The following is a 22,267-nucleotide window of genomic DNA, read 5'->3' as shown; positions in this document are numbered from 1 at the left end:
TCCTTTCAGCATGGCTGACAGGGATTTCCCCGCTCGCAATGCGCCAGTGTGGCGCGAAGCCATGAAGCTGTTGGCGCTAGTATCTTTGACTAGAGTCCACTGTAATACAGCCCTGTAAGGCACCGCGTATGAGGAAATACGCACTGCCTGCTGCGCGCTCGGCGACGGAGAAGTTTCATTTATCGAAGAACAGATTCCCGGCCAGTGAGCCCCATAGCCAAGGACCAGATGCCAGTGCCGTTGCCCGGCTGCAGCGTCCCCCCGGAAACGGAACCCGCCCCATGATCATGTACCTGCTGATGGGACTGACCGCTGCTGTCGTTTCCTACGCGGCTACATGGGGGGCCCGGGTCGTCGGACACCGGCTTGAACTCCACATGCCCATCCGAAGCCGCGATATGCATTCCATTCCCGTGTCGCGCCTGGGCGGCGTGGCGATCTTCCTCGGCGTCGTGGTGGCCCTCATCGTTGCCAGCCAGTCCTTTTTCGTGAAGGACATCTACCGGAACAACTTCTCGCCATGGGGCGTCCTCGCCGGCGCAGCCGTCATTGTGCTGGTTGGCGTCGCCGATGACCTGCTGGACATCCGGTGGTGGGTGAAGCTGATCGGCCAAAGCATTGCAGGCTTTACCGTGGCCATCTGGGGAGTCCAGATGACCATCGTCCCCTGGGTTCCGGAGCCGATCCACCTCGAGAATGAAACCGTCCAGGTCCTCTTGACTGCCGGCCTGATCGTCACCACGATGAATGCGTTCAACTTCATCGACGGGCTGGACGGCCTTGCCGCAGGCGTCGCCATCATCGGCGGCACCGCGTTCTTCTTCACCGCCTACTGGGTGCACCGCAACGCGGTCCTGCTGGACTATTCAGACCTTGCGACACTGATTACCGCGGTCCTGGTGGGCAGCTGCCTGGGCTTCCTGCCGCACAACTGGTTTCCGTCCAAGATCTTCATGGGCGATTCCGGCGCCATGCTGATCGGGCTGCTGATGGCGTCGGCGGGTGTAGTGTCCACGGGACAGATCACCTCGGGGCTCTACGACAGGGTCAACGGCATCTCCACGGTGATTCCCATCCTGCTTCCGTTCGCGGTCCTCTTCCTTCCGCTGCTGGACCTCGGCCTGGCGGTGGTGCGACGGACTGCCCGGGGCCGCTCGCCCTGGTCTGCCGACCGAGGGCACCTGCACCACAAGCTCCTGGACATCGGCTATTCGCACCGCACCGCAGTCATCCTGATGTACCTCTGGACCGCCATCCTCTCCTTCGGGGGACTGGCCTTCGCCATTTTCCCGTGGCAAATTGTGCTGTCCATCGACCTCTTCGCCACCCTGGTCATGGGCCTCATCACTGCCTGGCCCTACCTTGCCCGCAGGGGGGAAGAGACCCGGGCGTAACGTCCGTGCGGAAATATTTCTATCTCGTGTAGAATTTAGGGGCAGCCAAAGCTGCCCCTCCATACAGCCTGTTGACGATCCTCCGCAGGTGCCGACGATTGGGATCGAATGACCTCCAACGCCGAGTCCGGACCTCTGTCCGGCAACGGACGCGTTGGCGCATCCGGCCCCACGCCGTCGCTCTGGCTGAACCTCCTCAAGCTGAGCTCGATCGTTTCTGCGTGCGGACTGCTGCTTTGCGCTGTACCGGCCATGCTGCTGGACGGGGTGAACGGGGCGCTTTCCAGCACGTCCGGTGGCGTGTTGGTGATGCTCTTCTTCGGAATCAGCCTCCTTGTAGGGCATTTCGTGGGCCGCAGCAATCCTTCCGGTGCCATTGGCATGTTCGTGGCAACCTACTTCGTCAAGGTGGTCGGTTTCGCCGTCGTCCTGTTCGTGGTGGGAGCTCCGCAGTGGCTTAACGGGCGCTGGTTTGTTGCCGGCGCCGTCACCGCGGTGGTGCTGTGGCAGGCGGCTGAGATCTACGGTTTCAGCAAAGCGCGCCTCCAGATCTACAACGATCCAGAAACCAAGGAAAACCCCGATGCGTGATCCGAAGAAGCCCAACGAAGGCCGCAACGGCAACGGTGGATCGACCGGTTCCGCCCCCGGTGTATCAGGCGACGGAACCAGCGGCGGATACAACGCCGGCATGGCCGTATTCAGCTACATCATTGGCGGAATCATCGTCTGGAGTTTGATAGGGTGGGGACTGGATTACGTGTGGGGAACGCGCTGGATTGTGCTCGCAGGCGCTCTGCTTGGAGCCGTCGGAGGTTTTTACCTTTCCCACATGCATGGCCTTACCAGTTCTCGAAACAACGCTGGGGAGCGCCATGCTGCCAGCGGGCCGTCCCAGGACGGCGACACTAATGCCAAATAATTTCACAGGGGGAACAGCAGGCCATCAGGCTGCCGATCCCCGCCCAACGCCCAATGATGGACACTGCAGAGAGGAAACGCGTTGATCGCGCTTGCGCTCCCGGCCCAAGATTCAGGAGAGTTCACTCCTCCTGGTATTAACGAAATGCATTTGCCGGCAATCCTGCCGTGGGGTGCCGCAGAAGGATTCTCCAAGCAGATGCTGCTGGTCCTCCTCTCTGTCGTCTTTATCGCCGTCTTCTTCGTGCTCGCTGCACGCAAGCAGCAGCTGGTACCCGGCAAGCTCCAGTTCGCCGGCGAGGCCGCCTACGGCTTCGTCCGCAACGGAATCGCCAAGGACATCATCGGCGGCAAGGACTTCATCAAGTACGTCCCGCTGCTGTTCAGCCTCTTCTTCTTCATCCTGGTTAACAACATCTACGGCGCCATCCCGTTCTTCCAGCTCCCCACGTTCTCCCACGTGGGCGGAGCCTATGTGCTGGCCGGTATCGTCTACTTCACCTGGATCGCCATCGGCGTCAAGAAGAACGGGCTCCGTTACTTCAAGCTGGCCACCGTGCCCTCAGGTGTTCCCTGGTACATCCTTCCGATCGTGATCCCGATCGAGATCATCTCCAACTTCCTGGTCCGGCCGGTCACCCACAGCCTCCGTCTGTTCGCCACCATGCTGGCAGGCCACCTCATCGTGATGATCGCAGGCTACGGCATCGAGTTCCTCGTCATGCAGGAGAACATCCTGCTGAAGGGATCCTCCCTCCTGGTCCTCGCCGGCGCGATCGCCATGTACATGCTTGAAGCCCTGATCATGGTCCTGCAGGCGTACGTCTTTACCCTGCTGACCGCGATCTACATCGAAGGCGCGCTTCACGCCGACAGCCACTAGGCACCAGCCGCACGGCATTGCGCCGCAAGGCACACAAAACTTCCCCTCGCGGGGATAGAGCAACCCAAACAACCTGCCACACGGGTGGCATCTTGAAAGGAAGAAAAATGGAAGGCAATCTCAACCTCGTAGGTTACGGTCTGTCCGCAATCGGCGGTGGTATCGGTGTTGGCCTCGTATTCGCTGCCTACATCAACGGCGTTGCACGTCAGCCGGAAGCACAGCGCGTCCTGCAGCCGATCGCATTCCTCGGCCTTGCGCTCACCGAAGCCCTCGCCATCCTCGGCCTGGTCTTCGCCTTCGTTCTCTAGTCCTTAGAGCGAAGCGAACTTACAGAACCGAGTAGAAAAGGACGGGTGAAATATGAATCAGCTGATCATCTCAGCCGCCACTGAGGGCGAAGTCAACCCCCTGGTTCCCAACGTCTGGGAAATGGGCGTTGTCCTCGTGGGCTTTGCCATCCTCATGTTCATCGTGGTCAAGTTCGTTGTCCCGATGTTCGAAAAGACCTTCGCCGAGCGTGCCGAGGCCATTGAAGGCGGCATTGCAAAGGCTGAAAAGGCCCAGGCTGAGGCTTCTGCTGCACTCGAAGAGTACAAGCAGCAGCTGACCGACGCCCGCACCGAAGCCAACCGCATCCGTGAGGAAGCCCGCGCCGAAGGTGCCCAGATCCTCGCGGATCTCAAGGAGAAGGCAGCTGCAGAGTCTGCCCGCATCACGGCCCAGGCCCACGCACAGATCGAATCCGAGCGCCAGGCGGCCGTTGTGTCCCTGCGCTCCGAGGTCGGCACCCTGGCCACCACCCTGGCCGGCCGGATCGTCGGCGAATCGCTCAACGACGACGAGCGTGCAGCTCGGGTCGTGGACCGCTTCCTGGCAGATCTGGAGACCCAGAACGCAGGTGCAGCTAAGTAATGGCAGGCGTATCGAGCGAATCGCTGGCAACAGCGCTGACAGCGTTGGAAGCCAAGCTTCCGACGGCGTCGCTGCAGCTGGCAAAGGAACTCTTCGGAATTCTGGGAATGGTGGACAGCTCGGCTGGCTTGCGCCGCGCCCTGACTGACCCGTCCCGCAACGGTGACGAAAAGTCGGCGCTGGTCAGGCAGCTGGTTGGCGGAAAAGTCTCCGCTGATGCTGCAGATATCGCGAGCGGACTGGCCAGCCTGCGCTGGGCAACTGCCCGTGACATCGGCGATGCACTCGAGACTCTTGCCGCAACGGTGGTCATTTCCGTTGCTGAAAACAAGTCGGCCGTTTCTGCCTCCGGAATCACTGGCCTGGAAGAACTGGAGAACGATCTGTTCTCCTTCAACCAGGCTGTTGCCTCCAGCCACGAGGTACAACGTGCTCTGTCCGAAACACAGGCCAGCGCCGCAGCCAAGTCGGCATTTGCCGAAAAGCTGATGCCCGGCGCCAGTGAGGAAGCCAAAGTCCTCATCCGGCAGGCCGTTACCCAGCCCCGCGGCATCAAGCCGACCCGGCTGGTGGAACGTTTCGCGGAGCTGGCGGCCAAGCGGCAGCAGCGCTGGATTGCAACGGTCAATGTGACCCGTCCCCTGACGCAGACGCAGCTTGCACGCCTTCAGGCGGGCTTGAACGCCATGTACGGGCGGGAACTGAAGATCAACCTCAACGTTGATCCGGCACTCATTGGCGGCATCCGCGTCCAGGTTGGTGACGAAGTGCTCGACGCTTCGGTACTCACCAGGCTGGGCGAGCTGCAACGCCAGCTGGCCGGCTAGCCGGACAAGCACAAACAAACTGATAGAAACCCCGGTCATCGGCAACGGTGATCACAAAACAGGAGAGCAGGGACTGCAGATGGCCGAATTGACCATCAACGCCGACGACGTCCGTAATGCGCTGAACGAGTTCGCGGCGTCCTACGAACCCGGAAACGCAGAACGCGTAGAGGTCGGCCGCGTATCTACCGCTGGTGACGGCATCGCCCGTGTTGAGGGCCTTCCCTCGGTCATGGCGAACGAGCTGCTTCGCTTTGAGGACGGCACGCTGGGCCTGGCCCAGAACCTCGACGTCCGCGAAATCGGCGTCATCATCCTCGGTGACTTCACCGGCATCGAAGAAGGCCAGGAAGTCCACCGCACCGGACAGGTTCTGTCCGTTCCCGTGGGCGACGCCTTCCTTGGCCGTGTTGTCGACCCGCTGGGCATGCCCATCGACGACCTCGGCGAGATCAAGGCCGAAACCACCCGCGCACTGGAGCTCCAGGCTCCCGGCGTGACGCAGCGCAAGTCTGTGCACGAGCCGATGCAGACCGGACTCAAGGCTATCGACGCCATGATCCCGATCGGCCGCGGCCAGCGCCAGCTCATCATTGGCGACCGCCAGACCGGCAAGTCGGCCATTGCGATCGACACCATCATCAACCAGAAGGCCAACTGGGCTTCTGGCGATGTGACCAAGCAGGTCCGCTGCATCTACGTGGCCATCGGTCAGAAGGCGTCCACCATCGCCGCCATCCGCCAGACCCTCGAGGACAACGGCGCACTGGAGTACACCACCATCGTGGCGTCTCCGGCATCCGACCCCGCAGGCTTCAAGTACCTGGCACCGTACGCCGGTTCGGCCATCGGCCAGCACTGGATGTACGGCGGCAAGCACGTCCTCATCGTGTTCGATGACCTCTCCAAGCAGGCCGAGGCCTACCGTGCGGTGTCCCTGCTGCTCCGCCGCCCGCCGGGCCGCGAAGCCTACCCGGGCGACGTGTTCTACCTGCACTCCCGCCTGCTGGAGCGTTGTGCAAAGCTGTCCGACGAACTGGGCGCCGGTTCCATGACGGGCCTGCCGCTGATCGAGACCAAGGCGAACGACGTGTCCGCCTACATCCCGACCAACGTCATCTCCATCACCGACGGCCAGATCTTCCTGCAGTCGGACCTCTTCAACGCCAACCAGCGCCCCGCTGTTGACGTGGGTGTGTCCGTGTCCCGCGTGGGCGGCGCCGCACAGGTGAAGTCCATGAAGAAGGTCTCCGGTACGTTGAAACTGGACCTCGCCCAGTACCGCGACATGCAGGCATTCGCCATGTTCGCCTCGGACCTGGACGCCGCATCGCGCCAGCAGCTGACCCGTGGCGCCCGCCTGATGGAGCTGCTCAAGCAGGGCCAGTACTCGCCGTTCCCGGTCGAGAACCAGGTCGTCTCCATCTGGGCCGGCACCAACGGCTACCTGGACGACGTTCCGGTTGAGGACATCAGCCGCTTCGAGTCCGAGTTCCTGGAGCACCTGGCGCACAAGTCCTCGATCCTCACCACGCTGGCGCAGACCAACGTGCTGGACGATGACACCGCGGCAGCTCTCAAGTCGGCAATCGTCGACTTCAAGAAGGGCTTCTTTGGCGAGGGTGACAACCACCTGGTCGGTGCGGGGCATGAGGAATATGCCGCCATCGACGAGGGCCAGGTTGACCAGGAAAAGATCGTCAAGCAGAAGCGCTAGTTCCATTGGCCGGGTGTGCCGGGTCCACAGGACCCGGCACACCCGGCCTACGGAACGCTAGGAAAGGATAAGTATGGGAGCCCAGATCCGGGTCTACCGCCAGAAGATCAGCTCGACCACGTCGATGCGCAAGATCTTCAAGGCGATGGAACTGATCGCTACCTCGCGCATCGGCAAGGCCCGTGCGCGCGTAGCAGCTTCACTGCCTTACGCGAACGCGATCACGCGCGCCGTTTCTGCTGTCGCAAGCCAAAGCGAAATCGACCACCCGCTGACCACTGAGCCGGAGCAGATCCGCCGTGCCGCCGTCCTGGTAATTACCGCGGACCGCGGACTGGCAGGTTCCTACTCGGCCAGCGTGCTCAAGCAGGCGGAAGGTCTCATCGAGCTGCTCCACGAAGAAGGCAAGGAAGTCAAGACTTACGTCGTTGGACGTAAGGCCCAGGCCTACTTCGATTTCCGGAACCGTGAATACGCACGGGTCTGGACCGGAGGGACAGATGCGCCTGAGTTCACCACCGCGCGCGAAATTGGCGAGGCACTGCTGGCCGAGTTCGCGACCGACTACGAAGAGGGCGGCGTGGACGAGATCCACGTGGTTTACACCCGCTTCAAGTCCATGGTCACCCAGGAGCCCACGGTCATCCGCCTGCTTCCCCTGGAAGTAGTGGAAGAGCAGGCTGCTTCTGAATCGGACCTGTTGCCGCTGTACGAGTTCGAGCCGGAAACCGAGCGCGTTCTTGACGCTCTGCTCCCGCGCTACATCGAGTCACGCATCTTCGCGGCGATGCTGCAGGCAGCAGCTTCCGAGCTTGCTGCACGCCAGCGGGCCATGAAGTCCGCCGGCGACAACGCCACGGACCTCATCAAGAAATACACGCGTCTGCGCAACACGGCCCGCCAGGCTGAAATTACGCAGGAGCTTTCCGAGATTGTTGCCGGCGCCGACGCCCTCGCGTCCTAGCCTGCAGCAAGCCGGATTCCGCTGGACCTGCACCACCACAGATAAACTTAAACCCACGCCATCTACTGAGTGAAGTGAGAGAGATGACTGCCACTGCTACCGAACACGTAGCCGCAACGTCCGGTGCCACCGGCCGCATTGCGCGCGTAATCGGCCCGGTTGTCGACGTCGAATTCCCGGCCGACGCAATCCCGTCCATCTACAATGCCCTCACCACCGAGATTACTCTCAACGGTGTAACCAAGACCATCACGTTCGAGACCGCCCTGCACCTGGGCGACAACCTCATTCGCGCCATCTCCCTGCAGGCTACCGACGGACTGGTCCGCGGCACCAACGTAGTGGACACCGGCGCCCCCATCTCCGTACCCGTTGGCGACGGCGTCAAGGGCCACATCTTCAACGTGCTGGGCCAGCCCCTGGACGTTGCAGAGTCGGAACTGGACATCAGCGAACGCTGGCCGATCCACCGCAAGGCACCGAACTTCGCCTCGCTCGAAGGCTCCACCGAGATGCTGGAAACCGGCATCAAGGTCATCGACCTCCTCACCCCGTACATCAAGGGTGGAAAGATCGGCCTCTTCGGCGGCGCCGGCGTGGGCAAGACCGTTCTGATCCAGGAAATGATCACCCGTGTGGCCCGCAACTTCGGTGGTACCTCGGTATTCGCCGGCGTTGGCGAGCGTACCCGTGAAGGTAACGACCTCTGGGTTGAAATGGAAGAGGCGGGCGTCCTCAAGGACACCGCCCTTGTGTTCGGCCAGATGGATGAACCGCCGGGAACGCGCCTCCGCGTGGCCCTGTCCGCGCTGACCATGGCGGAGTACTTCCGCGATGTGCAGAACCAGGACGTGCTGCTCTTCATCGACAACATCTTCCGCTTCACCCAGGCAGGTTCCGAGGTCTCCACCCTCCTCGGCCGCATGCCGTCCGCCGTGGGCTACCAGCCCAACCTGGCAGACGAGATGGGCCTCCTGCAGGAGCGCATCACGTCCACCAAGGGCCACTCCATCACCTCGATGCAGGCCATCTACGTTCCCGCAGATGACTACACCGACCCGGCTCCGGCAACGACCTTCGCACACCTCGACGCGACCACGGAACTTTCCCGTGAAATCGCCTCCCGTGGTCTGTACCCGGCCGTTGACCCGCTGACGTCAACGTCCCGCATCCTGGATCCCCAGTACATCGGCAAGGACCACTACAACACGGCTGTCCGCGTGAAGCAGATCCTGCAGAAGAACAAGGAACTCCAGGACATCATCGCCATCCTCGGTGTGGATGAACTCTCCGAAGAGGACAAGATCGTCGTGTCGCGTGCACGCCGCATCCAGCAGTTCCTGTCCCAGAACACCTACACCGCCAAGCAGTTCACCGGCGTCGAGGGCTCCACGGTATCCATCAAGGACACCGTTGAAGGCTTCACCGCGATCTGCGACGGCGACCTCGACCACATCGCGGAGCAGGCGTTCTTCAACGTCGGCGGCCTCGACGACGTCGAGCGCCAGTGGGCCAAGATCCAGGAACAGACCAAGTAATATGGCTGAGCTTGAGGTTGAGATTGTCGCAGCGGACCACTTCGTGTGGTCCGGAGCGGCCAAGATGGTCAAGGCCCGCACCAGCGAAGGTGAAATCGGAATCCTGCCCGGCCACTCGCCCCTGCTGGCGATCCTGGCCGAAGGTGAACTGGCGATCCAGCCGGTATCGGGAGACCGGATCGCGGTAGACGTCGACGGCGGGTTCTTCTCCGTGGACAACAACCGCGTGGTCATCGTTGCTGACAACGCCCAGCTGGGCGGCTCGGCTACCGCTGGGATCCGCTAGCATCACCTTGATGGACGCATCGAGTCTTCCGTTCATCGCCATGGCAATCGCTTTTGGATTGCTGATCTTTGCACTGTGCCTTTCGGGGGTGCGCCGCTTCAACCTGCGGCGTGCCCTCGGCACGGTGGACGCCTCCATTTGCATGGCTGGAAACAGCTGGCAGATGGGGGTTTGTCGTTATCAGGACAACGACCTCGAGTGGTTCCGCCTGATCTCGCTCAGCGTCCGGCCCAAACACAAGTTCAAGCGCCACAGCCTTGAACTGCTGGGCCGCCGCAAACCCACGGAGGCCGAGGCCGTGAAGGTCCAGCCCGACGTCGTGATCGTTGAACTGCGGTATGAAGGCAAGGACCTGCGCCTCGCCATGAAATTCGACGCCTACACCGGCCTCTCGTCCTGGCTGGAGGCCGGTCCGGTCATCGGCGTGGGCACCTGGCGCTAGCCGGCGTGGACTGGCTCTTCGAGGTCCGGCTCGTGGACGGGCCGGTCTTCTGGGTTTCCCTCATCCTGGGCCTCGCCGGGGCGCTGTACCTCCTGGTGCCCCCTTCCGGCACCCGCCCCCGGCACTGGCTCCTCCGGGTCCTGGCAGGCGCAGCCGCGGCATTCGCACTGGTCGCCGCCGTGCACTGGGCCCTCATTAACGTCTTCTCGGTCTTCACCGCGAACATCCCGGACGCTGTGCTGCTCTGGATAGTGGCCGCCGTCGCCGCCCTTACCCTCCTGGTCCTGAGGGTACCCCGCGGCACCTGGCGGAGCCGCGGAACCGGATTCGCCGCGGTCCTCCTGGTCGCGGCTCTCTCGGCGGTACAGATCAATGCCTACTATGGCCTCAACCGCACAGTCAGCGACCTCTTTGGCACGGCACTGGCGAGGGTCCCCGCGCTGGAGCGGGAGCTGATGCGCCAGCCTGGGGAGCCCGACGGCGCCACGCTCCAAGGCTGGACAGCGCAGGAGGAGATGCCGGCCGGGGGAGTGCTGCGCCGGTCCGTGATCCCGGGCGATGTTTCCGGAATGGATACCCGGGAAGCCTACATCTACCTCCCTCCCGCCTACTTTGCGCAGAACCGCCCAGCCCTTCCGGTGCTGGTGCTGGTCGCGGGACAGCCGGGCGGCCCGGCAGACTGGCTGACCGGTGGTGCACTGCAGTCCCACATGGACGCCTTCGCCGCCGCCCACGGGGGAGTGGCCCCCGTGGTGGTGGTGCCCGACCCCAACGGATCACAGTCCGCCAACACCATGTGCATGGACAGCCGGATAGCACGCGCGGACACCTATCTCTCCCAGGACGTCCCGCACTGGATAAAGTCCACGCTCACCGTCGACACAGACCACCGCAGGTGGGCGGCCGGAGGGTTCTCCTTCGGCGGCACCTGCGCACTGCAGCTGGGAACCAGGCATCCGGACCTTTTCCCCTCGGTTTTGTCCTTCTCCGGCGAGGCGGAGCCGGCGATTGCCAAGGAGCGCCCCAAGACCATCGAGGCGTCCTTCCCGGGGGACCCTGAGGCCTTCGTCCGGCAGACTCCCCTGGCCATCATGAAGGAGCAGCGCTTCGACGGCAGCGGACTCTACCTGACCGCCGGGCAGGACGACCCGGAATTCGTCGGGTACCTCCGTACCCTGGCCGCAGCGGCGGAGGATGCCGGCTTTACGGTGCGCGCCTACGAGGTGGAGCATACCGGCCACTCGTGGGATACCTCGTCGAAGCGTATTGCCGATGCCCTCGACTTCCTGGCCGAACGGTGGGGGCTGGACAGGTGACCGCTGAAAAGCAGGTGCGGACTGCCCGCCTTGCCTGGTCCACGGTGGTGCTGCCCGCCCTCAAGGACGGGGCGTCGGCCGTGAAGGCGGCACCCTTTACGCTGGTGGTGCTCGGCCTCTTCCTGGGCGCGGGCGCAGTGACCGGCAGCTTCGCTGCAGGCCCGCCCGAACAGCTGATGGGGCTTGCGGGTGTCAGCGGGCCGGGCCTCCGGGACGGCAACTGGTGGTCCCTCTTCACCAGCCTCTTCTTCGCCACAAATCCGCTGGCCTACCTTGTTGCCGCGTTGATGATCGTGATGTTCCTGGCACCCGCCGAGCGCAGGCTGGGAACGCGGGCGGCCATCGCATTGCTGCTGGGCGGCCAGTTCGCCGCCGTCACGCTGTTCCTGCTGGTGACCCAGGTTGCGGGATACGTGGGGGACGGGTGGCTGGACCGGATGGCCAACGACGTCCTGGTTGGCCCGTATGCCCCGCTGCTGACGGCGGGCCTGGCGGGAAGCGCGCGGCTGCCGGTCCTGTGGCAGCGCCGCCTGCGGACAGCCGTGCTGTCCATCTCGCTCCTGCTGGTTCTGTATGTGGGGCACGCTGAGACCGTGATCGGACTGCTGGGCGCCGTGCTGGGGCTGCTGGCCGGCTGGTGGATCCAGGGGGACCAGGGGCAGCTCCACCGGCACCGGTCAACCGGACGCGAAACCAGGAACCTCCTGGCCCTCACGGTCGCCGTTTTCGCCGTGGGGCCCATCCTGACCGGGATCGTTCGGGCGCCCACTGGCCCGCTGGCCCTGCTGCGCGACGTGCTCCTGAATCCGTTGCCGACGCTTGGCCAGCTGGCGTTCAGTTGCGGTGCCACGGTGGAGGCTTCCTGCCTGGAAGAGGGCCGGGCCGGTTTTGCCGGTCCCGTCGGGCTTGCCCTGGCCGTGGTCCCGGTAGCCCTGCTGCTGATCTGTGCGGACGGCATGCGCCGCGGCCGTCGCCTTGCCCTGAACATCGCCATCGCCATCCAGTTGGCTGTTACGGCGCTGGCCGCCGTCTACCTTGCCCTCTTCGCCCTGTTGCCCTCGAGGAGCCAGGGGCCCAATGCCGGGCCGATGGGCTCCGCGTTTTACCACGTGCTTCCTCTTGTGGTGGTGCCGCTGCTGATGGCGATGGTCCTGTGGTTTAACCGGCGGCAGTTCCGGGTGCAGACAACGCCGTCCGCCCGCCGGGTGCTTGCGGCGGTGGCGGGAGGAACGTGGCTTGCCCTGGCCGGCTCCTACGCACTGGCCTGGTTCTGGTCAGGAGGGCTGGAGCGCGACGGCGGTTTGCTGGGACTGCTGGCTGAGCTGGCCAGGCAGTACGTCCCCATCCCCATCCCGCAGCACTACCGCGGCGTTTTCGCTGACCGCAACGCCCTGGAGTCCGTGCTGTTTGCCTATTCCGGACCGGTGTTCTGGGTCATCGCGCTGGCGGCAGTGTGGTGGGTGCTGCTGGGCAAGGCCCACGGCACCGATTCCGGCGTGGAGGACAGGGACAGGGCCAGGTCGCTGCTGCACCAGGGCGGCGGCCCGCTCTCGTGGATGGCGCTGTGGGAACCCAACACCTATTGGTTCAGCTCCGACGGCAAGGGCGCCGTCGCCTTCCAGCAGCACGGCAGTGTTGCCCTCACCCTCGGCGGAGCCTTCGGACCGAAGGAAGCCCAACAGCGCGTCACCGGGGAGTTCCTGGCCTATTGCCGGAGCCACGCGCTGATTCCGGCGCTGTATTCGTGCGATGACACACTGTGGCCGGCGCTGCAGGAACAGGGGTTTGCCCGGGTGGCCGTTGCCCAGGAAACGCGGTTGCCGATCCGCGAGCTCGAGTTCAAAGGAAAGGAATGGCAGAACGTCCGGACAGCGCTGAACCGGGCCGCCAAGCTGGGCGTGCGTGCCGTGTGGGGGCCGTACCACTCGCTGCCGGCGGCGCTCCGGTCACGCTTGAGCGAGGTGTCCGAAGAGTGGGCAGCAGGAAAGTCTGTCCCCGAGATGGGCTTCACCCTGGGCGGTGTGGACGAGCTTGAGGACGAGGAGGTGCTGTGCTGCCTCGCCGTGGACGGCAACGGAACCGTCCACGGCGTCACCAGCTGGCTTCCCGTCTACGACGGCGGGCGGCTGGTCAGCCGGACGCTGGACGTCATGCGCCGTGGCGCCGAAGGATTTCCCGGGGTGATGGAGTTCCTCATCGCCTCCGCGGTCCTGGAGCTGCGCGGCTCCGTGGAGGTCATCTCCCTGTCCGGTTCCCCGCTGGCGCGGGTTCCCGTGGGTCAGGCAGTAGCGCCGGGAAGCGGTCCTGCCGGGGAGAACCCCGGCGGCGGGGAAGATGGGCAGCCGGGCCCGGAGAACCTGGTGAAAATCCTGGACCTGGTGGGCCACGCCCTCGAACCTGTCTACGGCTTCCGGTCCCTGGCGGCGTTCAAATCAAGGTTCAAGCCGGAGTACCGCGCACTCTACCTCTATTACCAGGACCCGCTGCACCTGCCGGCCATTGGCCGGGCACTGACCCGCGCCTACCTCCCCGGGCTTTCGCTTGCGCAGGGCGCGCGTTTGGTGCGAAGTTTAGGAAAGTGAATGCCGCAGCATTTACTGATGAATTTCTTCCCGCACGGGCGTCCGGATTCTCCTAACCTTTTGTCCAGCAGCTCCCGCTTCTGGAACTGAACATAAAAGTGGTCCCCGGCACAAATGCCGGGGACCACTTTTCGCTGCCGGCCGCAGGTGCGGCGGCGGGCGGAGACTAGACCAGCGTTACACCGGTAGCCTGCGGACCCTTTGCGCCCTGGCCGATTTCGAACTGAACGCGCTGGTTCTCGTCGAGGGTCTTGAAGCCGCCGGTCTGGATTTCGGAGTAGTGGACGAAGACGTCCCCATCCGAATCATCCGGGGTAATGAAGCCGAAGCCCTTTTCAGCGTTGAACCACTTGACGGTTCCCTGTGCCATTTATTTCTCCTCATTGTGGAACTTATTAAGATCGGCACACCTCGTGCCGGCCTTGGTCACTCCGCGAGAAGAATCCTGGTTAGCTGTTCCCGAAAAGGGAACGGGCGGTGCAGGAGCTTCGCGCTCGCAACATGTCTTGCGAGCATGAAAAAACACCTACACAAAGACTGAGATAAGAATTTCATGCCCGTTCCCGCAGGTCAACGGTTTTGGCTTCAAAACGGATAAATTTTGGGCGAAGAGGAGGTGAATGCGCACGTCAGGGGCATCTGCAACGGGCCATGAAGTGCCGGGCCACACCGTCAGAAAAGCCGGGATTCGCTGTCGTCAACACCGCGCATGGCGTCGTAGTCCAACGTGACGCAATCTATGCCCCGGTCATTGGCAAGGACCTTGGCCTGCGGCTTGATCTGCTGGGCTGCGAATATCCCGCGGACCGGGGCCAGCAGGGGATCACGGTTGAGCAACTCAAGGTAACGCGTGAGTTGCTCGACGCCGTCGATGTCGCCGCGCCGCTTCAGCTCAATGGCAACCGTGGCGCCCTCGGCGTCGCGCGCCAGGATATCCACCGGCCCGATGGCCGTGAAGTATTCACGGCGGATGAGGGAGTATCCCGTACCCAGCGTTTCAATCTGTTCCGCCAGGAGCCGCTGCAGGTCTGCCTCCACGCCATCCTTGATGAGCCCGGGGTCCACGCCGAGATCGTGGGACGATTCATCGAGCTTTTCATGGATGTTGATGATGAGCCGGTCATCGGTCTTGGCTGACTGCACTGTCCACTGCTCCATCACCCCCAGCTCAAGATCCACGTCCTCCGGGGAGGAGACCCTGAGGGTGGCCGGCGGGCTCATCCAGTTGAGCGGTTTGTAGGAACCGCCGTCTGAATGGACCAGGACGGAGCCATCGGCCTTCACCAGCAGGAGCCTGGTGGCAAGCGGGAGGTGGGCTTTGAGCCGGCCAACATAATCAACGGAGCATCGGGCTATCACAAGTCGCACGCCGTACAGACTACCGTCTGACGCGCACGCAGTTGGCAGGCGGTACCCACCGCACCGGGGTCTGGCCGCAGGAAACCGCACGGCGGCTGGGGCAGAATGGATGCATGCCGCGCTCCAACCGACCCCGCCGTCCAGTGTCCGGAAAGGGTTCCGTCTCCGGGAGGGCGGGCGCTGGAAAGAAGGGCAGCCGGGAGGCGCCCGAGCTTGACCTGGAACGGGCGCGTGCCGGCATTGCCCGGCGGGAAAGCGCCCCAGACGGCGAGTGGATGGTGCGCACCATGACCGCCAGGAATGCCGAAAAGACCTATATCTGCCCCGAGTGCTCCACTGCCGTGCCGCCCGGTGTGGCCCACCTGGTGGTCTGGAAGGACGACCACCTGTTCGGCGCTGCCGCCGGACTGGCCGAGCGCCGGCACTGGCACACCAACTGCTGGATGTCACGCAGTTACCGCTACCGCTGACAGGCGGGCAAAGATGCGCCCGCTGTCGCTAAGCTGGCAGGCATGACTTTTGATCCGGCGTCGTACGAATTCCGCCAGGGCCCAGGCCCCACTCCCATCCGTGCCTCCACCGTGCTGCCCGCCAAGCGCGAGCTGGTGAAGCTGGATACGGAAGACGGGCACACCCTGGTGGCCGAGCTGGCGCTGCCGGAATCCGGCCCCGTGAATGCCACGTTGATCACCCTGCACCCCCTTCCAACGCACGGCGGGTTCATGGACTCGCATGTCTACCGCAAGGCTTCCTACCGGCTGCCGGCGCTCGCCGGCATCGCCGTGCTGCGGTTCAACACCCGCGGAACCGCATCCCCGCACGGAACCAGCAGCGGGGCCTTCGACGAGGGGGTAGGGGAGCGCCATGACATGGAGGCCGCGGTCCGCTTCGCCGTCGAACGCGGCCTGCCCAACCGCTGGCTGGTCGGGTGGTCCTTCGGCACGGAACTCGCCCTGATGTACGGGGCCGTGGAGCCGGTGGCGTCCCAAGTCGAGGGGGCAGTCCTGCTCTCGCCGCCGCTGCACCGGGCCAAGGACAAGGACTTGTTGCAGTGGGCGGCATCCGGAAAGCCGCTCGCGGTCCTGGTGCCGGAGCACGATGACTTCCTCAAGCCTGCCGAGGCGGCCGAACGCTTCAGCCTGGTGCCGCAGGCCCGCGTGGTGGGCGTGGACGGTGCCAAACACCTGTGGGTGGGGGAGAAGTACGCTGCCCGGGTCCTCAATGAAATTGTGGATGAGGTCAGCGAAGCAGGATCAGGCGTTGCGGGACTGCCGCAGGAATGGGACGGGCCCGTCGCCATAGCCTCCGCCTAGGATCCTTGGTTCCGCCGCGGGTTCGGCCTCACAGCGGCGGCCCGGTGCTGCTCCAGCCGGCTTAGTGCTGGTCCTGGCGGACGATGTAGATCTCCCTGACCAGCAGCAGGACAGCAGCCGCCGTGGGAATGGCGATGAGGGCGCCGAGCACCCCCAGCAGGCTGCCGCCGGCGATGACGGAGATAACAGCCACGGCGCCGGGAACGGCCACGGCCTTCTGCATGATGCGCGGGGAGATGAAGTAGGCCTCGAACTGCAGGTAGGAGAAGTAGCAGATTCCGTAGATGGCCGCGGTCTGCCAGCCCTCCGTCAGCGAGACCAGCAGCACCACGACCCCGGCAATCATTCCGCCCACCAGCGGAATGAAGGCGAGCAGCGCCACCACGAAGGCCAGCAGCAGGGCGAAGGGTATTCCCACGATTGACATCACGATGAAGGCAAAGGTGGCGTTCAGGAGGGCAACCACCGCCTGCCCGATCACGTAGTTGCCCACCGATCGGGTGATTTCCTCGGACAGGGCCTCCACACGGTGCCGCCGGGACCGCGGCGCAAGCCGGTAGCCCCACTTCTTCATCGCGGGCAGGGCAGCAAGGAAGTACAGGCTCAGCACCAGGACGATCAGGGTGCCGAAAAGTCCGTTGGCCACGGTGGAACCAAAGCCGACAACGCCGCCAAAGATACCGCCCAATGCCGCGGGGTCGTTCACGAACTTGTCCAGCTCTTCCGTGACGCGGTCACGAACACCGAACTGGTCGTCCAGGCTGCGGAAGAACTCGGAATCGATGAAGTCCCGGATCCACACCGGCGCCTGCTCGACGATCTGCGTGACCTGTTCCACGATGGTGGGGATAAGGGTGGCGAAGAAGCCGACGACGGCGCTCACCAGTACCGTGACGGACACCAGGATCCCGGCGGGACGGGGGATTTTCCGGCCTTCCAGCCAGCTGACGACAGGTTCCAGGCCCAGCGCGATGAACAGTGCCGCAACGATCCACAGGAGCAGTTGGGTGGTGTTGGAGCCGATCCAGTAGACCAGCAGTGCAAGCCCAACGCCCACGGTTCCCATAAAGCCCAGATACAGGGGATGCTGTGGCGAAATCCGGGGGCCCGGACTGCCGAACTGGGGCTGCACCCCGCTGTCGCCTCCGCCGTCCCCGTCCTGCCGCGTGTACTCCGGCGGCATCTCGAATCGAAGCCGTGGCTGGGCGCCCGGCAAAGGCTGCCGCAGCCGCTGGGCCAGCATCCCCAGTGCAGCCGCGGCGGGCATCTTCCGGCGGGCAGTTCCAGGACGTTTTCCAGGACCGTTGGCGGCGGCTGCCGGCGGCTGCGTGCCCCCCGGGTTCTCTGGTGCCGCGGAGGATTCGTCCGTCGTGTCAGTCACTGGTTCTTGGGGCCTGTTCCGTACATGGCGCCGCGTGGGCGGGCCGGTGTGATGATCATCGCAAACACTATCAGCAGCCTTGTCAACAACAGCTGAAGGGCCTGCTCAGGGGCCCGCCGGCGATCCTGCGCGAAGCCCCGATCCGGGCCCGCGATAACAAAACGGATACTATTGAAACTAAACCCCCGCTGATGATAGGTGTTCCCTTGCGTTTAAAGACTGCAGTCGCACTCGTGCTGCTCGGCCTCCTGACACTTTTGGCCGGCATCGGCCAGAGGACCATCTGGGCCCCCTCCGAGACCTTTACGGCTTCCGCGCCGGCCGATGCTGCCGCTGCGCCGATCACCGTGATCGACCAGAACCTGCGGACCCTTCACGGCGGGACAGTCAAGATCGATATCGAGGGCGACGGCAACTTCATGCTGGCCGCCGGCCGTCCGGACGATGTGGACGCATGGGTTGGGCAGGCCGCACACAACACCGTTACCGGTGTGACCGAGGACGGAGAGTCGCTCCAGGTTGAGCACGCCGACGGCGAGGCCACTGCCCCCAACCCTGCCGGCTCTGACCTCTGGGTTTCCACCGAGAATGCCAGCGGGGAGCTTGAGTACTCCTGGACCCCGCCGGCTGACGGGGACTGGACCCTGCTGCTGGCCTCGGACGGAACGCAGCCCGCACCTGCCTCCATCTCCATGACGTTCCCGAACGACACCTCCACACCCTGGGCCGTTCCCCTGATGGTCCTTGGTTCCCTGCTGGTTCTTGCCGGGATCGTACTGGCCCTGCTCTCTGCTCGCAGGCGCAACGGTGAGGGCGGCGGAGAGGGCAGCGGCTTTGCCCGGCGCGCCCGCGCCCGCAGCGAGGCAAAGTCGTCGTCACGGGTGACCATGGCTGCTGCCGGCGCGGTTGCCGCTGCCGTGGTGGCCGGGACCGGCGTCGCCGCAAGTGCCACTTCTCCCGCGCCCGCGCCTTCCGCTGACGCGGCAACGGCATCGCCCGCGGCGCAGGAGGCAGATTCCCCCGTCCTGCTGGATGCACAGTTCCGCCGGATCCTGGAACAGGTCTCCAGCGCCGTTGACGCTGGAGATGCAGCCAAGGATGCCGCAAAGCTGTCCGACCGTGTGGGCGGGACCGAACTGGAAGTCCGCACCCAGAACTACAAGATCCGTTCACAGGTAGGCTCCTACGAGCCGCGCATGCCGGTGCGCTCCACCAAGCTCCTCACCACCGTGGTGACCAGCGACCGCGACTGGCCGCGGTCCGTGATGGCCGTGACCCAGGGTGAGGGCAATGTGGTGCCGCAGCTGCTGACGCTGGTCCAGGCCTCGCCGCGTGAGAACTACAAGCTCGTGGAAACCAACCCGCTGCAGCCCGGCACCACGTTCCCCACCATCAGCCGGGACGGCACCGAGACGCTGGCGCCCGCAGACAAGACGGGCCTGCTCTACAGCGGGGAAGAAGCCTTGTCCGGCCTGGCGGACCGCCTCACCTCCGAAGATTCGGCCTTCAAGGACAAGCTGGTGGAAGGGGAGTCCTCGCCGTACATCGCGGACACCCTGTCCTACCAGGCTGAAGTGGTGAAGTCCGGCGAGAACGGCAACTTCTCCTTCACCCACAAGGTGGTCCCCGAAAGCACTGTTGTCTTCCGCACGGCTGACGGCGGCGCGCTGGTCCTGGGACGGATTAACTTCGGCTTCGAGGGGACCCCCAAGGCCGCAGGCGACAAGCTCACCATCGGAGACGACGCAGCGGCACTGGCCGGCGGCAAGGAAACCACCACCGGCATGGTCCTGAGCTTTGCCGAGTCGGTGGCCGTGTACGTGCCGCCGGCAGGATCAACGGACCCGATGAAGCTTGTGGCGGCAACCCGCGGCCTGACGGGGGCCAGCTTCAAGTAATCCCCTTCCTGCAGTAGCCCCGGCAGCGGCCGGAGTGGCTAGAGTGGAAAGCATGAGTTCGCCAGCTTCCCGCCCAGTCCCTCCTGCCGCTGCCAACCTGCTTAACCTGCGCGGCGCCGTCGACCTTTCCAGCCTGAAGCAGCGCCCGGCCTCGCCAGCTTCACCGGCCGGGACCGGCACGCCGCAGGAAGGCGCCCAGCCGGGTGCCGCTCCCGGCGCCCAGGAACTGAAGGTCAACGTCACCGAGGGCAACTTCCAGCAGCTCGTGGAGCTGTCGGCGCAGGTGCCTGTGGTATTCGCTCTGTGGGCCTCCTACTCGCCGGAGTCGGCAGCCGTGCTTGAGGTCCTGGAGCGGGTGGTTGGTGGCTACGGCGGCCGGCTGGTCCTTGGCGCCGCGGACATCGAAGCGTTCCCGCAGCTTGCCCAGGCCTTCCAGGTGCAGGCTGTCCCCACCGCCGTGGCCGTCCTCAAGGGCCAGCCGGTGCCGCTCTTCCAGGGCAGCGCGGACGAGCAGCAGGTGCGCAGCCTTTTTGACGAACTGCTGAAAGTGGCCGCCGCGAACGGCGTGACCGGGAGCCTGGGTGCCGGTGCGGAGGAAGAGGACGCTCCGGCGCCGTTGCCGCCACTGCACCAGGCTGCGTTTGACGCCATCGAAGCGGGGGACTACGCTGCCGCGGCCGATGCCTACCGCCAGGCGCTGACCGAGATGCCTGCGGACCATGAGGCCAAGGCCGGACTGGCCCAGGTGGAGCTGATGGGGAGGCTGCAGCCGCTTTCCGCCCAGGACAGCGAAGCCCTGCGCACGCTCGCGGCCAATGAGCCGGACAACCTTGATGCCCAGCTTGGGGTGGCAGACCTTGATGTGGCGGGCGGCCATGTGGAGGATGCGTTGAGCCGGCTGGTCTCCTTCATTGGCCGGAACTTCGGCCCGGAGCGTGAGACTGCCCGCGTCCGGCTTCTGGAGCTGTTCGATGTGGTGGGCACCGCGGACGAGCGGGTTGCCAAGGCGCGCCAGGCCCTCGCGAGGGTGCTGTTCTAGTGCCGGCGCTCTTCCAGCCCCTGCGGCTCCGCTCGCTGGAGCTGCAGCACCGGGGCTGGGTGTCGCCGATGTGCCAGTACAGCTGCGACCCCGACGACGCCCCGGGAGTCCCGAACGACTGGCACCTGATGCATCTGGGGTCCTTCGCCACGGGGGGCGCGGCGCTGATACTGACCGAAGCCGCCGCCGTGAATGCGGAAGGCCGGATCAGCCCCCGCGACGCCGGCCTCTACAACGGTGAGCAGGCGGAAGCCTGGCAGCGGATCACGTCCTTTGTCCACCGGCACGGCGCCGCCAACGCCAAGATCGGCGTGCAGCTCGCCCACGCGGGCAGGAAAGCGTCCACCTACTGGCCATTTTCCGGCAAGCACGGCAGCGTTCCGGAGTCCGACGGCGGCTGGACCACCGTGGGCCCGTCGCCATTGGCTTTCGAAGGGTACGCGGACCCCGCGGCGATGAGTGTGGAGCAGATCAGCGGCGTGGTGCGCGACTTTGCCGACGCCGCTGTGCGGGCGGTGGACGCGGGCTTCGACACGATTGAGATCCACGGTGCCCACGGGTACCTCCTGCACCAGTTCCAGAGCCCGCTGATCAACACGCGGACCGATGCCTGGGGTGGCAACGAAACGGGCCGGAACCGGCTGATGCTGGCTGTTGTTGACGCCGTCCGCGCGGTCATTCCGGAGTCCATGCCGCTGCTCCTGAGGATCTCCGCCAGCGACTGGGCAGAAGGCGGCGTGGATCTGGCCGCTTCCGTGCGACTGGCACGGCAGGCCGCCGAACACGGTGTGGACCTCATCGACGTGTCCAGCGGGGGCGCCGTTGCCCACCAGCAGATCAAGGCCGGGCCCGGCTACCAGACCGGATTTTCGGCAGCCATCCGGAGGGAAGCCGGAGTGGCCACCGGCACCGTTGGCCTGCTGACCTCGGCAGGCCAGGCTGAACACGCCGTCGCCACAGGACAGGCTGACGGCGTCCTCATCGCGAGGGCAGCACTGCGGGACCCGCACTGGTGGCTGAGGGCCGCCTTTGAACTGGGCCATGACCTCGCGTGGCCGCCGCAATACGAGCGTGCCGTTCCGCGGCGCACCTTCTGATGGCCGGCCGGGACCGGCGCACTGCGCCTCACCCTGCGCCGGCGCCGGAGAGGGCGCCAGGCCTTGAACCGACACCGGCGCCGCGCAGCGGGGTCGAGCAGCAGTTGGAAGCCGCCATCCTGGAACTCCTGGCCGCCAGGGCCGCCACGTCCACCATCTGCCCGTCGGAGGCTGCCCGCGCTGTCGGCGGCGGGAAGTGGCGCGACCTCATGGAGCCCGCCCGCAGGGCGGCGCGGCGGCTGGTTGACGCAGGCGAAGTCCAGATCACCCAAGGCGGCTCTGTGGTGGATCCCTCCACCGCCAAGGGGCCCATCCGCATCCGGAAGGTGCGTTAGGGAGCCCCGGAACGATGTCGCCGGACAGCGTCCTACCGGAAGTGGTTCCTACGCCTTTCC

Annotated in this window: 23 protein-coding genes; 20 read left to right on the top strand and 3 right to left on the bottom strand. The window is 64.9% G+C overall.

Going from position 1 to position 22,267, the window contains the following annotated elements; all coding sequences use genetic code 11:
• Positions 1–281: 281 nt before the first annotated feature.
• From ACKAE7_RS06075 to ACKAE7_RS06010, 14 genes are all read left to right on the top strand, one after another.
• Positions 282–1,394: an MraY family glycosyltransferase gene (locus tag ACKAE7_RS06075; RefSeq protein ID WP_188811875.1), complete on the top strand. Its 1,113-nt coding sequence runs from the start codon at positions 282–284 to the stop codon at positions 1,392–1,394.
• A 108-nt stretch (positions 1,395–1,502) separates the two neighbouring features.
• The gene (locus ACKAE7_RS06070; protein ID WP_408978702.1) at positions 1,503–1,985 is read left to right on the top strand and encodes a hypothetical protein; all 483 of its coding nucleotides are present in this window, start codon (positions 1,503–1,505) and stop codon (positions 1,983–1,985) included.
• The gene (locus tag ACKAE7_RS06065) at positions 1,978–2,316 is read left to right on the top strand and encodes a hypothetical protein (RefSeq protein ID WP_066277096.1); all 339 of its coding nucleotides are present in this window, start codon (positions 1,978–1,980) and stop codon (positions 2,314–2,316) included. Before ACKAE7_RS06070 ends, ACKAE7_RS06065 begins: the two co-directional genes overlap by 8 nt.
• A gap of 81 nt (positions 2,317–2,397) precedes the next feature.
• Positions 2,398–3,198, top strand: a complete 801-nt coding sequence (gene atpB, locus ACKAE7_RS06060) for a F0F1 ATP synthase subunit A (RefSeq protein WP_174179147.1) — start codon at positions 2,398–2,400, stop codon at positions 3,196–3,198.
• A gap of 107 nt (positions 3,199–3,305) precedes the next feature.
• Positions 3,306–3,509 carry an ATP synthase F0 subunit C gene (gene atpE / locus ACKAE7_RS06055; protein WP_009356484.1) on the top strand — a complete coding sequence of 68 codons (204 nt, stop codon included), beginning with the start codon at positions 3,306–3,308 and terminating at the stop codon, positions 3,507–3,509.
• A 52-nt stretch (positions 3,510–3,561) separates the two neighbouring features.
• Positions 3,562–4,113: a F0F1 ATP synthase subunit B gene (locus tag ACKAE7_RS06050; RefSeq protein ID WP_188811879.1), complete on the top strand. Its 552-nt coding sequence runs from the start codon at positions 3,562–3,564 to the stop codon at positions 4,111–4,113.
• Positions 4,113–4,940 (top strand): F0F1 ATP synthase subunit delta, encoded by an 828-nt coding sequence (locus tag ACKAE7_RS06045; protein WP_188811880.1) that lies wholly within the window; start codon positions 4,113–4,115, stop codon positions 4,938–4,940. The genes ACKAE7_RS06050 and ACKAE7_RS06045 overlap by 1 nt, the downstream gene beginning before the upstream one ends.
• Positions 4,941–5,019: 79 nt before the next feature.
• Positions 5,020–6,657, top strand: a complete 1,638-nt coding sequence (gene atpA, locus ACKAE7_RS06040) for a F0F1 ATP synthase subunit alpha (protein WP_188727890.1) — start codon at positions 5,020–5,022, stop codon at positions 6,655–6,657.
• Between the two features lie 73 nt (positions 6,658–6,730).
• On the top strand, positions 6,731–7,621 hold the full coding sequence (locus ACKAE7_RS06035) for a F0F1 ATP synthase subunit gamma (protein WP_104184909.1): 891 nt from the start codon (positions 6,731–6,733) through the stop codon (positions 7,619–7,621).
• Between the two features lie 83 nt (positions 7,622–7,704).
• Positions 7,705–9,159 carry a F0F1 ATP synthase subunit beta gene (gene atpD, locus ACKAE7_RS06030; RefSeq protein WP_104184908.1) on the top strand — a complete coding sequence of 485 codons (1,455 nt, stop codon included), beginning with the start codon at positions 7,705–7,707 and terminating at the stop codon, positions 9,157–9,159.
• 1 nt (position 9,160) lies between these two features.
• On the top strand, positions 9,161–9,445 hold the full coding sequence (locus ACKAE7_RS06025) for a F0F1 ATP synthase subunit epsilon (RefSeq protein ID WP_408978701.1): 285 nt from the start codon (positions 9,161–9,163) through the stop codon (positions 9,443–9,445).
• A gap of 10 nt (positions 9,446–9,455) precedes the next feature.
• On the top strand, positions 9,456–9,887 hold the full coding sequence (locus ACKAE7_RS06020) for a DUF2550 domain-containing protein (protein WP_188727892.1): 432 nt from the start codon (positions 9,456–9,458) through the stop codon (positions 9,885–9,887).
• 5 nt (positions 9,888–9,892) lie between these two features.
• Positions 9,893–11,203 carry an alpha/beta hydrolase gene (locus ACKAE7_RS06015; RefSeq protein ID WP_408978700.1) on the top strand — a complete coding sequence of 437 codons (1,311 nt, stop codon included), beginning with the start codon at positions 9,893–9,895 and terminating at the stop codon, positions 11,201–11,203.
• On the top strand, positions 11,200–13,785 hold the full coding sequence (locus ACKAE7_RS06010) for a bifunctional lysylphosphatidylglycerol flippase/synthetase MprF (RefSeq protein ID WP_408978699.1): 2,586 nt from the start codon (positions 11,200–11,202) through the stop codon (positions 13,783–13,785). The genes ACKAE7_RS06015 and ACKAE7_RS06010 overlap by 4 nt, the downstream gene beginning before the upstream one ends.
• A gap of 166 nt (positions 13,786–13,951) precedes the next feature.
• On the opposite strand, the gene ACKAE7_RS06005 is transcribed toward ACKAE7_RS06010, so the two are convergent.
• On the bottom strand, positions 13,952–14,155 hold the full coding sequence (locus ACKAE7_RS06005; protein WP_011692441.1) for a cold-shock protein: 204 nt from the start codon (positions 14,153–14,155) through the stop codon (positions 13,952–13,954).
• A gap of 302 nt (positions 14,156–14,457) precedes the next feature.
• Entirely contained in the window at positions 14,458–15,153 is a 696-nt protein-coding gene (gene nucS, locus ACKAE7_RS06000) for an endonuclease NucS (RefSeq protein WP_174179159.1), read from the bottom strand.
• Between the two features lie 104 nt (positions 15,154–15,257).
• On the opposite strand from nucS, the gene ACKAE7_RS05995 reads away from it, so the two are divergent.
• Positions 15,258–15,614 (top strand): ATP/GTP-binding protein, encoded by a 357-nt coding sequence (locus tag ACKAE7_RS05995; RefSeq protein WP_408978698.1) that lies wholly within the window; start codon positions 15,258–15,260, stop codon positions 15,612–15,614.
• A 42-nt stretch (positions 15,615–15,656) separates the two neighbouring features.
• Positions 15,657–16,457, top strand: a complete 801-nt coding sequence (locus ACKAE7_RS05990) for an alpha/beta hydrolase (RefSeq protein ID WP_408978697.1) — start codon at positions 15,657–15,659, stop codon at positions 16,455–16,457.
• A 61-nt stretch (positions 16,458–16,518) separates the two neighbouring features.
• Here ACKAE7_RS05990 and ACKAE7_RS05985 read toward each other — a convergent pair whose 3' ends face one another.
• On the bottom strand, positions 16,519–17,838 hold the full coding sequence (locus ACKAE7_RS05985; RefSeq protein ID WP_408978696.1) for an AI-2E family transporter: 1,320 nt from the start codon (positions 17,836–17,838) through the stop codon (positions 16,519–16,521).
• Between the two features lie 191 nt (positions 17,839–18,029).
• Here ACKAE7_RS05985 and ACKAE7_RS05980 point away from each other — a divergent pair, with 191 nt between their 5' ends.
• The 4 genes from ACKAE7_RS05980 (at position 18,030) to ACKAE7_RS05965 (ending at position 22,207) form a co-directional block, all read left to right on the top strand.
• On the top strand, positions 18,030–19,736 hold the full coding sequence (locus ACKAE7_RS05980; protein ID WP_408978695.1) for a hypothetical protein: 1,707 nt from the start codon (positions 18,030–18,032) through the stop codon (positions 19,734–19,736).
• A 52-nt stretch (positions 19,737–19,788) separates the two neighbouring features.
• Positions 19,789–20,775 (top strand): tetratricopeptide repeat protein, encoded by a 987-nt coding sequence (locus ACKAE7_RS05975; protein ID WP_188811892.1) that lies wholly within the window; start codon positions 19,789–19,791, stop codon positions 20,773–20,775.
• A complete protein-coding gene (locus ACKAE7_RS05970) occupies positions 20,775–21,872 on the top strand; it encodes an NADH:flavin oxidoreductase/NADH oxidase (protein WP_408978694.1) in 1,098 nt (365 codons plus the stop codon). Before ACKAE7_RS05975 ends, ACKAE7_RS05970 begins: the two co-directional genes overlap by 1 nt.
• A gap of 104 nt (positions 21,873–21,976) precedes the next feature.
• A complete protein-coding gene (locus ACKAE7_RS05965) occupies positions 21,977–22,207 on the top strand; it encodes a DUF3253 domain-containing protein (RefSeq protein ID WP_408978693.1) in 231 nt (76 codons plus the stop codon).
• Positions 22,208–22,267 lie beyond the last annotated feature (60 nt).

Origin of the sequence: Pseudarthrobacter sp. NKDBFgelt, from assembly GCF_046097905.1 — a bacterium.
In the GTDB taxonomy this organism is placed as follows: domain Bacteria; phylum Actinomycetota; class Actinomycetes; order Actinomycetales; family Micrococcaceae; genus Arthrobacter; species Arthrobacter polychromogenes.
Note: the sequence above shows the minus strand (reverse complement) of the source record. Positions and strands in the feature narration are given on the sequence as shown.

Excerpts from the sequence above, each read along its gene's own strand:
- ACKAE7_RS06075 (WP_188811875.1), top strand. The coding sequence starts at position 282 with ATGATCATGTACCTGCTGATGGGACTGACCGCTGCTGTCGTTTCCTAC.
- ACKAE7_RS06070 (WP_408978702.1), top strand. The coding sequence starts at position 1,503 with ATGACCTCCAACGCCGAGTCCGGACCTCTGTCCGGCAACGGACGCGTT.
- ACKAE7_RS06065 (WP_066277096.1), top strand. The coding sequence starts at position 1,978 with ATGCGTGATCCGAAGAAGCCCAACGAAGGCCGCAACGGCAACGGTGGA.
- atpE (WP_009356484.1), top strand. The coding sequence starts at position 3,306 with ATGGAAGGCAATCTCAACCTCGTAGGTTACGGTCTGTCCGCAATCGGC.
- ACKAE7_RS06050 (WP_188811879.1), top strand. The coding sequence starts at position 3,562 with ATGAATCAGCTGATCATCTCAGCCGCCACTGAGGGCGAAGTCAACCCC.
- ACKAE7_RS06045 (WP_188811880.1), top strand. The coding sequence starts at position 4,113 with ATGGCAGGCGTATCGAGCGAATCGCTGGCAACAGCGCTGACAGCGTTG.
- atpA (WP_188727890.1), top strand. The coding sequence starts at position 5,020 with ATGGCCGAATTGACCATCAACGCCGACGACGTCCGTAATGCGCTGAAC.
- ACKAE7_RS06035 (WP_104184909.1), top strand. The coding sequence starts at position 6,731 with ATGGGAGCCCAGATCCGGGTCTACCGCCAGAAGATCAGCTCGACCACG.
- atpD (WP_104184908.1), top strand. The coding sequence starts at position 7,705 with ATGACTGCCACTGCTACCGAACACGTAGCCGCAACGTCCGGTGCCACC.
- ACKAE7_RS06025 (WP_408978701.1), top strand. The coding sequence starts at position 9,161 with ATGGCTGAGCTTGAGGTTGAGATTGTCGCAGCGGACCACTTCGTGTGG.
- ACKAE7_RS06020 (WP_188727892.1), top strand. The coding sequence starts at position 9,456 with ATGGACGCATCGAGTCTTCCGTTCATCGCCATGGCAATCGCTTTTGGA.
- ACKAE7_RS06005 (WP_011692441.1), bottom strand. The coding sequence starts at position 14,155 with ATGGCACAGGGAACCGTCAAGTGGTTCAACGCTGAAAAGGGCTTCGGC.
- ACKAE7_RS05995 (WP_408978698.1), top strand. The coding sequence starts at position 15,258 with ATGCCGCGCTCCAACCGACCCCGCCGTCCAGTGTCCGGAAAGGGTTCC.
- ACKAE7_RS05990 (WP_408978697.1), top strand. The coding sequence starts at position 15,657 with ATGACTTTTGATCCGGCGTCGTACGAATTCCGCCAGGGCCCAGGCCCC.
- ACKAE7_RS05980 (WP_408978695.1), top strand. The coding sequence starts at position 18,030 with ATGATAGGTGTTCCCTTGCGTTTAAAGACTGCAGTCGCACTCGTGCTG.
- ACKAE7_RS05975 (WP_188811892.1), top strand. The coding sequence starts at position 19,789 with ATGAGTTCGCCAGCTTCCCGCCCAGTCCCTCCTGCCGCTGCCAACCTG.